7 protein-coding genes are annotated in these 12,254 nt (G+C 45.7%); 2 read left to right on the forward strand and 5 right to left on the reverse strand.

The features are described from left to right. Positions 1-67: 67 nt before the first annotated feature. Together RT269_RS10270 and RT269_RS10275 are read right to left on the reverse strand one after the other, a co-directional pair. A complete protein-coding gene (locus RT269_RS10270) occupies positions 68-289 on the reverse strand; it encodes a permease of phosphate ABC transporter (protein WP_313182376.1) in 222 nt (73 codons plus the stop codon). A gap of 151 nt (positions 290-440) precedes the next feature. Beyond that, positions 441-1,052 carry a sugar O-acetyltransferase gene (locus RT269_RS10275; protein WP_313182377.1) on the reverse strand — a complete coding sequence of 204 codons (612 nt, stop codon included), beginning with the start codon at positions 1,050-1,052 and terminating at the stop codon, positions 441-443. 205 nt (positions 1,053-1,257) lie between these two features. Here RT269_RS10275 and RT269_RS10280 point away from each other — a divergent pair, with 205 nt between their 5' ends. Further along, the gene (locus tag RT269_RS10280) at positions 1,258-3,066 is read left to right on the forward strand and encodes an aminotransferase class I/II-fold pyridoxal phosphate-dependent enzyme (protein WP_313182379.1); all 1,809 of its coding nucleotides are present in this window, start codon (positions 1,258-1,260) and stop codon (positions 3,064-3,066) included. A gap of 18 nt (positions 3,067-3,084) precedes the next feature. Beyond that, positions 3,085-3,669, forward strand: a complete 585-nt coding sequence (locus RT269_RS10285; RefSeq protein ID WP_313182380.1) for a class I SAM-dependent methyltransferase — start codon at positions 3,085-3,087, stop codon at positions 3,667-3,669. 147 nt (positions 3,670-3,816) lie between these two features. Here the strand turns inward: RT269_RS10285 and RT269_RS10290 are convergent, their stop codons facing one another. From RT269_RS10290 to RT269_RS10300, 3 genes are all read right to left on the reverse strand, one after another. After that, positions 3,817-5,427, reverse strand: coding sequence for a response regulator (locus RT269_RS10290; protein WP_313182381.1), 1,611 nt, complete (start codon positions 5,425-5,427; stop codon positions 3,817-3,819). 236 nt (positions 5,428-5,663) lie between these two features. After that, entirely contained in the window at positions 5,664-6,683 is a 1,020-nt protein-coding gene (locus tag RT269_RS10295; protein WP_313182382.1) for a hypothetical protein, read from the reverse strand. A 16-nt stretch (positions 6,684-6,699) separates the two neighbouring features. After that, the gene (locus RT269_RS10300; RefSeq protein ID WP_313182384.1) at positions 6,700-12,207 is read right to left on the reverse strand and encodes a polysaccharide lyase family 8 super-sandwich domain-containing protein; all 5,508 of its coding nucleotides are present in this window, start codon (positions 12,205-12,207) and stop codon (positions 6,700-6,702) included. Positions 12,208-12,254 lie beyond the last annotated feature (47 nt).

Here is a 12,254-nt window from a genome sequence, read left to right on the forward strand (position 1 = left end):
AAAATGCTGATACAGCCGGTCATATCAAGGAACAGTGCCTTATTGGCATTAACCGTTCGGAACCGTTTTAACGTTCATCCATACATATCTTCACAAATTTCGCCATAATCAAAATATAACTGAAAACAAAAACAAAACCTGCGGCCGTAAGAGGCCATTTTCTCTTTTTTTCCGGGATCGATAATCCAACCATGATCCCTACTGCACACAAGCATATCTTTAAAAGTGCAAAATCTTTTATGCTGCACTTTTGTACAAATACATCGGCGCACTCACAAATCTCTTTCATCCACACCGTCTCCTTTCATGAATTTTCTTCCCTGGTTCTTTTCGTCCGTCCTGTTCGTTTGATCCTTAGTTAGTATACACTTTTGGAAAAATATTATTATATTCCAAACGAAAATCCTGTCCAAAGTTGAACGTCAAGGTTAAAAACGGAATCAACGATAATCCTGCACATCAAATTCTTTATTTTTATAATAGTATTTCCTGTCATCCTCTACAATCTGCCGGACTACTCTGCAGGGATTCCCCAGAGCCACCACACGATCCGGGATATCTTTTGTCACAACGCTTCCGGCTCCGATCACCACATCGTTTCCTATGGTAACTCCTGGATTAATGATTACATTGCCTCCGATCCACACATTGTTCCCTATGGTGACAGGAATGCCGTACTCATATCCTGAATTTCTGGAATCCGGATGAATAGGATGACCGGCAGTATAGATAGAAACATTGGGCGCAAACATTACATTGTCCCCGATGATCACCTTTCCTACATCAAGGATCGTACAGTTATAATTTGCATAAAAATAATCCCCAACCTCAATATTGGTCCCGTAATCACAGTGAAACGGCGCTTCAATATGAACTTTATTTCCTGCCTTTCCTAGAATACTCCGGATCTGCTCTTCCATTTTTTCTTCTTCATCCGGGCGCTGCTGATTATACTGGTATATCTTAAGCTTGTTCTCCATTCGCTCCTCCCGGAGCCCATCCAGCCAGGCCTTATAAGGCAGGCCAGACAGCATTCTTTCTTTTTGGTTCATGGTCATTCCACCCTTCCTTCTTTCATCTTAATTGAAACGGATACTACAATGATAAATCATGAACCGCCGGATATCAACCGTTAGGTCCACCATAATATTTGCTGGGAATATATTTTTATTTCACATCTATTGACAGACCTTCATAAATCTGGTATTATGTTCAATAATTTATAAAATATTATATTTTTGAACAAAGGAGTATGCGATGCAGGCAATTATCCTGGCCGCCGGAATGGGACGGCGTTTAAAAAAGCTAACAGAGAACCAGCCAAAATGCATGATCACCGTAAATGGCATTCCTATGATCGAACGCATGATGAAACAGCTGGATCATTTCCATTTGGACCGAATCATCATTGTAACCGGACATAAAGGGGAAGAGCTGCAATCCTTTGTATCCTCTCTCCCTCTCTCCACTCCGGTCACCTACATAGACAATCCGGTTTACAAAACAACAAACAATATCTACTCCCTTTACCTTGCAAAGGACCAGCTTCTTAAAGATGATACCATTTTGCTGGAATCTGACCTGATTTTTGAGCAGGAAGTGCTGACCCAGATCATAAACGATCCCTATCCCAATCTGGCACTTGTGGCCCATTTTGAAAGCTGGATGGATGGGACAGTGGTCCTGCTTGATGAACAGGACAATATTATGAAATTCCTCACACGGAAGGATTTCCGTTTCGAGGATATTCATTCCTACTATAAGACGGTCAACATCTATAAGTTCAGCCGCGGTTTTTCCACCACCCACTACGTTCCCTTCCTGGAAGCGTACAGCAAGGCCTTGGGAAACAATGAGTATTATGAACAGGTATTAAAGGTCATATCACTTTTGGATGACCACGATTTAAAAGCCACCAGACTGGAAAACGGCTTCTGGTATGAAATCGATGATGAACAGGATTTAGATATTGCGGAATCCATTTTTACAGATTCCCAAAGCAGACTGTCCCGGTTATCAAAGCGCTTTGGCGGCTACTGGCGGTACCCCGGCCTTTTAGACTTCTGCTACCTGGTCAATCCCTATTTTCCAAACAGCCGTTTCATGGGAGAAATCAAGGCCAGCTTTGAAGCCCTTACCACCAGCTATCCCTCCGGCCTTGATGTCAATAACCTGCTGGCTGCCAAATCCCTGGGCCTGGACAGAAACCAGGTTCTCACCGGCAACGGGGCGGCAGAATTAATAAAGCCGTTGCTCCGCAGCTTTAAACATGCCGTTGGAGTCCTGCGCCCTTCCTTTGAAGAGTATGGGGCCTGCTCCCAAAATGCCGTTTATTTTTCCGTTACGACTCCGGATTATACTTATACCGCCCAGGATATCATGGACTTTTACAACGATAAGGAACTGGAAGCTCTGGTTTTAGTCAACCCGGATAATCCCACGGGTAATTATATCCCAAAGAAAGAAGTCCTTTCTCTTGCCAGGTACTGCAAGGAAAGGAGCATCACTTTCATTCTGGATGAATCCTTTATTGACTTCTCCTCTGCGGAGGAATCGCCGTCGCTTATGTGTCAGGAAATACTTGATGAGTATACGAACCTGGTTCTTATTAAAAGTATATCAAAGTCCTACGGGGTTCCAGGACTGAGGCTTGGGCTCCTCACCTGCAGCGATCCGGAAATTATCAGCCTTGTCCGGAAAGAGCTTCCCATTTGGAACATTAACTCTCTGGCTGAGTATTTTCTTCAGATTTTTGAAAAGTATCAATCAGACTATCTGGAAGCCCTGGAACATTTTAAAGGGACCAGAGAAAAATTATATCAGTCCCTTCATTCCATCAGGCAGTTGAAGCTTTACCCCTCACAGGCCAACTTCATCATGTGTGAAATCACCGATGGCTGTTCCGCAGTCCAGATTGCGGAGCTGTTGTTAAACCGCTACAACATCCTGGTAAAGGATCTGTCCAAAAAACCAGGAATGGAAGGCAGAGAGATTATCCGCATTGCAGTCAGAACAGAGGCAGACAACGAACGTCTGGCGGATGCGCTGAAACACATATTACGTTAATTTAAGGAGGCAATTATTATGAATACGCAAACTGAATCAAAGGAAACCTGGAAACAGATCTGGACCCGGAAAGGCCGGGCAGATAGCTCCGTTACAGACTTACTGGCATACGATGGATATGAAGCCACCAAGGTAGACATGGAAGAAGTGGCAAGACAGATCATCAGGCGGCTGGATATACATAAAAATGACAGGGTCCTTGAAGTGGGATGCGGTGCAGGTGCCCTGGCTCAGTATCTGGACTGTGATTACGTAGGCATTGACTATTCCCCTACCCTGGTACAAAAGCACATCGAGTTTTTGCAGAATTCGGTCCTGACCGGCGAAGCCGCAGACATACCGTTTAAGGATAAATCCTTTGATAAGGTGATCTGCTACGGCGTCTACCTATATTTTGAAAATAAGGAATACGCAGAAAAGGCAACGAAAGAGCTTTTGCGGGTTGCCAAAAAGGGAGTGCTGATCGGAGAGATCCCCATGCGTTCTCACCGGGAGGAACACCTGTTGTTTTCCAAGGAAGAATTTCGCGGCTGGGATATCAGCGATGGTTTTTATGATCCTTACAGAAAAGACCGGTTCAATGCAGTTTATATCTTCTCCTAAGGAATGTGTTATGGCTGTTTCGTGCGGTCATCATGCGTTAAGGCGGATTAAGAATCAGATTAAGGGAAAGGCAACCGCCTTTCCCTTTCTATTCTTTACATTACGCCGTATCCTGCCCTTCCGGATACAGCCCGTTGCATCCTTCAATCAGGAGCAGCTCTTTTTTATTGTTATACTCTCATATTCCTTAGGAGTATGACCTGTGATCTTTTTAAATACGGTACTGAAATAGTATTGCGTATCAAAACCAAGCATATCTGATATTTCATACATCATATATTGATACGTTCCTATCAGCTCCTTTGCCTTTTCAATTTTAACCTCTGAGACATAATCTGAAAAATTTTTCCCAGTCTGCTTTTTAAAAATGCAGCTTAAATGTCCCTGGCTGATATTTAACAGGGCGGACATCTGATTTAAGGTTATCTTTTCCCGGTAATGCTCCCGGATATATTCCTGAGCCAGATCAATATACTTGTCCTTCCTGCTTTCCTTATAGGTCTCCAAAGCTTCTGCCACCTGGTCCCGGAACCGTTCCAGCCAGACGATCACGGCTCTTAAATCAGACAGCCGGTTTAACTGCCCTGCCACATCTAAAATATAGGGAAAGCTCTGGTCCTCTCTCTCTTCCAAAAGGAATGTAACATAGTAATAAAGGTTACTGCATGCATTAACCGCCTGTGAACGGGATGGCTTACACTGGACAAACAGCTGAATGATCTGGTTCATGATATTGGAAAAGCCGTCCCGGTCATTCTGACGGATAATGCCTGTTAATTCCTTCTTTAAAAAATTAATATTGAAGCTGCTGCTGTGATAGAAATTTTCTTTACAATTTTCCAAATAATATACAATCGTACTGGAGCTGTTATCATACGTTTCATTCATAGCACTCACAGCCTGGTAAAGAACCTCCTGAACGCCTTCCGCTTCCCTCACCGGCCGGCTGACCGCAATGGATACAGGAATATCAAAATAATCCATGATCACCTTGCGGAACTTAATGCTCATTGCTTCCACTGACTCTTTATAATCCTCCATTCCCTCCAGGGAAAGAACAAGGATAAAACCTTTTTGCTCCTTTTCCAGAAGGCAGCATCTGTCAAAAAAACCTTTAACCATTTCATGAATGATATTTTCCGCAAAATTAATGATTCTTTTCCGGTCAGCCCTGGTAAATGTCTCGGAAAAACCCTCGTGCTTGTAATTAAAATGAAGCACCATCAAAAGAAGCACCGGGTAATGTTCCCGGATCATTACAGACAGCCTTTCATCCGGATGCGCATCCGCATCGCAGGTCAAAATATGCCTGAAATAATTTTGAATGCGCTCGTCCGCGGTTACCTCTCCGCCTTCCATCAGCCCTATCCTCCGATGGGTTAGATTGCATCTGTCTTTGGCGCGTTCCAGAGCTGCGAGTAACGCCTCCTCATCAAGCTCCAGCTTTACGAGATAATCAACAGCTCCCAGACGCAGCGCTTCTTTCACCAGAGAGAATTCCTCCAGGTTTGACAAGAGAATAAAAGATGCCGCATATCCTCGTTCAACAGATGCCTTCATAAAGCTGATCCCATCCATGACAGGCATCCCAATATCCGTTATCACAATATCCGGCCGAAGTACTTCCATTTGCGCAAGAGCCTGGCGGCCGCTTGAGACCTTACTGACTATTTTACACTGATGCTCTTCCCAGTTTAAAAGAGAAGATATCCCTGCAAGAATCAGCGGTTCGTCGTCTACGATCATAATCCGATACATATTTGTTACTCCAAAGGAATTTTTACGGTTACCTGCATTTATACCTTCGCCTCGGTTTCCCTCGTGCTTATCCCATTGATTTATGGGCTGAGGTATCTTCTCTTCTGGTATTCCGGTTCCATTAACCCGTATCGTAATTCGTATCTCTTAATCGTTCTCTTTATATTCCGTTCTTTTATTTGGCTCTTTTACTACGCTCTTTTCTACAGGTTCATTACCGCATAAAACAGGATTCTTTAAAAGGAATACCCATACTCTTCCATACACTGTTTTATGTATTTCTCATAAGCCCTCTCCAGCCACAGATTCCTTAGAAGCGTCACCGATTCCTCATAACCCGCCCTTCCATAGTCATTCTTATCCAGTACCTTTAAGATTCCCTGGGAGGGTCCATAGTCCAATACGCCGCTGCTCTGCCCCGGCTCCATAGACCGGGTCTGTTCTGCAAGCCAGGTCATTTCCTGATTATCTCTTGGAAAATCAGCCGTATCATATTCTGCTTCTTCGTATTCAATTTTAACTTCTGATCCCTCATTGATCTCATTGACGATATCAGCAGGCTCTTTTCCTTCGGCAAATCCTTTCTCCACAAAGCTCCAGACCTTTTTCAGCTCCTCCGGGTACTCTCCTGCTATCATACCGTAATACATATAGATTCCGATCCTGGCTCTGCACCCCTTATCAAACAGGGTTGGATCTGCACCGGCGTAGAGTTCCTTCAGCTGATCCTCGGAAGGCTTCAGTTTTTCCTCCATGAGTTTTCCCTTCAGCTCATCTCTCACTTCCATCTGCGTTCTGGAGATATATTCCATCAGTCCATATTGACCGGGACCGTAAGAAACGCTTTGGGAGGACTGCCGTTTTTTGTTCTCTTCCTCCAGGGATCTTTGAATGTCTTTCAGAGTGATATCCGCAGGGATCCCATATTGGGAAGCCTTTAACCGTTCCACCGTGTCCCGGTAAAGACGTTCCATTGCCTTTTGTTTTAATACCTCCCCGGGGACCTCGCCATGGATTTTAGTCTCCCAAAATCCGTTTTCATTTGGGTCTGACTGATACTTATTGTAAAAATAGGACGTAACTTCGGCCCGGCAGTCATTTTCATAAAGCGCCAGATGGTCCTGAGTAATGGTGTAACCTCCAATTTTCAGCACTTCATGGGAAGGGCCTTTCAGCCACCAGATCCCTGCCATGAACAAAGCTAAGAATACAACCGTTCCCATTATCACGTTCCATCTGCGCGCTTTCTGTTTCATTGTTTCCCCCTGCTCCTTACAGCTTTCTTCTATATTTTACCAGTTCCTGAGTCAAACGTCTCTCCATTTCATGAATTTCTTCCATTTCTGCATCCGGATCCTTAAGAATACGTTTTGCTTCTTCAAGCAGCTGTGTCAGACCTGCCTCATCCACATTGCTGTAATCTTCTGCATTGATATTGGAAGCCATATCGATAATAAAGCTTAAATTCTTTTTTATTACCTTTTCCGGTACATAATCGGATTTCCACACCAGTGACGGCTTTATGGCTCCTTCTTTGGAAGTTCTGGAGGAGTGAATGTCCAGGTAATTATTTTTTGCTGCCGTTGGTATGCTGATCTCAAAGGAGATTTCAGTGTCTCCATTCTTCTTAGCCCTGCTAACAGCTTCCGTAACATCAAGCTTCTGGATCAGGCTATCCGATGTCATGGCTTTTGTAAAGAAAGCTGCCGTAGTTGTACCAATACGGGTCGGGAAACTGTTGAAGGTTACCGTTGCCTCTTCCCAATCGCTCTCCACCTGATAAATATCCGCGCTGGTAAAATCTGCACTTGGCGTACCGGACAGCTCAAAGGTCAGATAAACTGCCTGAGCGGATTCCGGCACCTGTTCCAGGCTGAATTTCATCAGAGATTTTCTGGTATAATTCTGTGCTCCCGCATCATTTTTTACGATCAGGTAGGAAGAACCGTTAAAATTTTTACCGCTGTCCGATCCGCCCTGTACGTAAACATTGTCCATGACCGGTGTGGATTCGCCGCCGACTTCTACCTGGATCCTTGGGGCAAACCCTGCCGTATTGCAGAGCCCCTCAGGCAATATCAGCTGCCCGGTCAAATCATAGGTCCCGAATACGTCTTTCTGATAATCCCCTCTCTCCCATATGATATCCAGTGTATGGGTGCCTCCGGCATTGTCATAGGCTTCCACTGTCTTTGGGAGCTGCAGATCCGTGAACTTTGTTCCGGGGGCTGCCGTGATTTGGTCAAACTCTCCGGAAATACCGATGATCTCACACGTATTAGGTTCCTGAACCTTTAATGTGATCTTGCTGGTCCTGCCTGCCATTCCTGCTGCCCTTACAGCCAGCTTGATAAACGGAGTTTTCTGAAGCACCTCTACATTGGCATCGGATTCTTTAACATCTCCGCCTATATATGGAAGTGAAATCTCAATGGTACCATTGTTCTCCTGGGTGGGATCCGACACCCCTACGGTTGCCTCATCTCCATTGATCTGCATTGTTACAGAAGCGGCTTTATTGGATGTGATCCCCGCCGCAGTCGTTGCCTTGTTATTCCAGAAGTTCACTGCCGTGATTCCCAGAGTTCTTTCTCTGACTGCATGGGCGTTTTCGCTGCACTCCAGGACTTCAATACCCGGGGTTTCGCTGTACTGCGCCACTTCTTCTGCTGTCTTACCTGGGAGAATCACATAGGAATAATCCGCATTCGATGGCTTTTTCCCATGCTCGAACCAGAATGTGGCAAACTGGTTTGTCTCCTCTCCTTCACTGGTTCCCTGGGCATTCCAGTTACCGGTCCTCTTTTCTTTCAACGCCATGATATCAGTTTTTCCAGGAAAATAGTAGCCGATATCGGAGCCTGCCGCATTACCCTCCAGATGGATCCAGGAGACACCAGCTATTTTCGTTCCTTTTGATACACGTTCCTCACCATCGTCCCTGATATCCTTTGTTTCCCCATTAAACAGCACCTCGTTGCTTCCGGCCTTATTAAGCCTCCGATTGTCAATAATGGTCTCCACGTAATTGCCGGTGGAGGAAGTGATCCCGCTTCCCACTGCTGCGATTTCGTCATCAAACATGAACCAGGACTTTTTAGCGTCCGTGCCGGACCTGGTACTGCCGCTGTTGCCCAGGGTCTTATAATGCATTCCTGCCGCACCGTAGCTGCCAAGGCTGGAACCGCCCACCCAGCTGTAAATATTCTTTGTCCGGTCGCCGGCGCCGTTGGGCCGGGTCACATATTCCGTGGTCGTTCCTGCCAGACGCTTTGGATCTACGGTAGCCCAGTAGCCTTCCCCGTACTGGTCTCTGTCACGGTTGTAGAGGTATGTCATACCATCGGAAACATTCCAGGTGCGCTTGCCTTCATCGTTGATCAGTTCATGCCCGTATGTACGGCTGGAATGCATAGATAAAGCGAATCCGAATTCCGGCATAATATGTACCAGCTTATCCATACCTGCAAACAGCTTGTGAAGCACATACTCACTCCTTGGTTCAATGGAAGCATCATTCATGATCTGATTCGCCTTCATTAAAGAAGCAATATGGGTACTGTGGCTGTAATAATAATCCTCATCTATCCCAATGAAATATTTCATCATGCGGTTAAAGCGATCCTGCTGTTTAGCAGGCATGGCCTCCCCCATCAGCATCATGGCATCCAGGATTCCCGCGCCTCTTGTTTTGTCGTTTGAAGTCTTTCTGGTAATATCTCTTCCCGATACCATATCCATGCACAGGCCATGATAGATAAATGGCTCGATCCCTTCAAATACCATATCAAAGATCAGCTGTTCTGCGTGATCCTCGTAGGTAAGTTCAAAATCAGTGCCGGATAGTACGGAAAACAGAATGCTCAGCTTCTCATACAGCTGAGAACCGTATCCGCCCATATAGGAAAGGGCCTGGTGCTGGATAAAGGACCCATCCTCATAGAATCCATCTCCTGTGGTCACATATTCAAATACGGTCTTATAAGCCTTTTTCACATGATCAAACTTATCCCTGCTGCCGGTCAAAAGACCGGTTTGGACCACCACCATGCCTTTGTCGATTAGATTTGCCCCTGTCATGGCCGGGGAACCAGGATAGCCGGAGGGACGGTCGCATACGCTGGTAAACCGGTTGACTGCCGCTGCATAGCGATCAATTTGATCCGGGGTCAAGTCCTCATACAGAATCAGAGCCGTATCCAGAAATGCTATGGGACCTCCGATTTCCCAGTGCCACCAGTTTCCGAACACCGGGGTCTTTTCATCACTGCTGTTATAATGATGTCCATTCATAAAATCCAGGGCCAGGATCAGCTCTTTTTTCACTTCCTCATTCTGGTAGAGCTGGCATCCCTTGGTTGCCCATGCGATCGCCACATCTTTTAACCGGTAGAAGGTCACAGCTACATTGCCGGAATGGACCTTGGCCTCTGCGCCGGTTCCTTTGATGTAGCTCATATTTAGATCGCTCCAGAGATTTGTCCTGGACTCATCGTTTCCTTTTATCATGGCATCCCAGTATTCCCCGGCCTTTTCATCAAGCCCCCGGATATATGTGCGGACCGCCTCATTGCCGGTATCCAGCTCCCCGCCCAGCAGCGTAACCAGCCACTTTTCCCTTAGCTCCTGAAACTGGGAATCAACTGGTTGTGCATTCATTGCCACGGAAAGTTCTGACGCAAGTTCATTGATCCTGTCCCTCACCTCCCTGGTAAACAGGCTGACCCCAGGAGGAGCCACATTTTCATAGGTCAGCTTACTCTGATCATATTCCTTCTGGAAAACCGATTTCCCCTCTTCCATAAGCTTTAATATTTTCTCATAAGACTGGGGCGTATAAGCGCTGGGATCTAAGCTTTCTGCCTTTTTGTACACGGAAGGAAGTCCGGGAAGAGCCACGGTTATATCGTACTCCGGCAGCCAGGCAGAGGTTTTAAAGTTTCTTGCTTTAAATACCACACTGTCTTCATAAATCTTTACATGGTAACCTGTTCCGGCTTCTTTTACTCCGTTTTCCGTCTCATTATAAGAGGGCAGATCAATCAAGGTGCCGTATTCCCTGTCTATGGCTTCCGCCACGCCGAAACCGTTGTGAATATGGCCGGACATGTAAATCACCTGGGGATATTTGGCAAATATCTCCTTTACTTTGGAATCCTGATTACCGAAGTCCAGAAGGATATTACTTCTCCAGTGACTGTCCTTTAATGCATTGTGTCCCATGACAAAAATCGGCTTATCCGGACTGGCATTTTCAGCCAGAGTCTCTTCCAGCCAGTTTAACTGTTCTCCGGAAAGGTACATGGTATCCTTTAAGCCGTTTTCCGTATTGAGTACGATAAAATGATACCCTCCCAGCCACCGGTCAAAATAAAGGGTTTCACCGCTTCCTGGCATATATCTTTTATTATGTTTCAGATAAAGAGCTTTTGCCGTAGGCCAATAGGCACTGATAACAGTTTCATCCTTGTTCCAGTCAGCAGAATTGGATCCCCTGACATCGTGATTTCCAAGAACCATAATAACCTTATCGTCGGAAACCGGCGAATACTGATCCATGATATTATAAATCCCACGATACTGGGCCTCTGTGCCGTTCTGTGTAAAATCACCCAGATTTAATACCCCCAGAGAGTCAGGGGCTATGGTTTTCATATCCCTTAACCCAGCTATAAAATTCACTGCATTGGTTTCCGACAGGTTATCAGACTTTATATGGACATCTGATACCACCTGGAAACTGCAAAGCGGCTCGCTGCCTTCTAAAAATTCATTGTACTTTTCTTTCAGACTGCTGACGGCTGCCATGGCTGCGGCGGCTGTCATGCCCTCCAGTTCTTTTTCTACATTCTCAATTTCCTGCTCCATAGCGCGGATCCCATCCAGAGAATACTGGGAACCCGGCTTGATGGAGTCAAGCTGTTTTTTCATTTGTTCCACTGCTGCCATCACTCCTTCTGCTTCATAGATTGTTTTTACGGTAGAGGCACTGATTGCCTTTTTGTACACCCGGAGCTCATCAACGGTACAGCCACTCATGCCATAGCAACCTCTGCCATCGCCGCCTAAGATGAAGTCCAGTCCTGTATCAACAGATTTTCCTTTGTGTCCTGTCATCGATGCAGACGAATATTTCTCTCCATCCAGATAAACCGTCATGTCGCCATTCCTGTTAAAGCTGCCGGCTACATGATGCCATTTGTCATCGTTGGCAGGGATTCCTTTTAATTCCACCCGGCTGTTTCCTGTTCCTGAAAAGTTCATTCTCATATCCACATCACTGGCATTATTAAAATTACCAAATGCCCACCCCGTATTGCTGCCGCTTATATAGTTTTTATTGGAAAGGATGGTACCGTTATTCTGCCCGTGATTTTCCGTCTTCATCCAGAAGGACAGGGAAAAATCTTCCGTTCCAAATTTCAAATCCCCAGTCTGACCATAGGAAATATAATGGTCGGCTTTGGTGTTTGGCTGCCCGGCTTTGCTTCCGTTATCCACGGAAACGCCGTTTCCCCGGATCCCCTTTACAAAGACCGGCTGACCGTAAATGATTCCGTCATTTCCTCTTCCGGTCCGGTCTTTTACCCTGCTCCCGGATATACTGCTTTCATCAAAGGAAGAATGCATGACCAGCCCATCATTTAAAACCGCTTCCAGAGCGTTTTGATCCGTATCAAACCCAGGACTCCCGGGTAAAGGAGCTGCATAAATAAGAGTCTCCATAAGCATAGAACTAATCAGCGCCGCCCCGCATATTTTTTTCCATTTTACCTTCATAAGACCGCTTCCCCCAAATGGTTCCTGAAAGAGGGATTTCCCTCTTT

The sequence above is a fragment of the Lacrimispora sp. genome, assembly GCF_032078915.1.
GTDB lineage: Bacteria > Bacillota > Clostridia > Lachnospirales > Lachnospiraceae > Lacrimispora.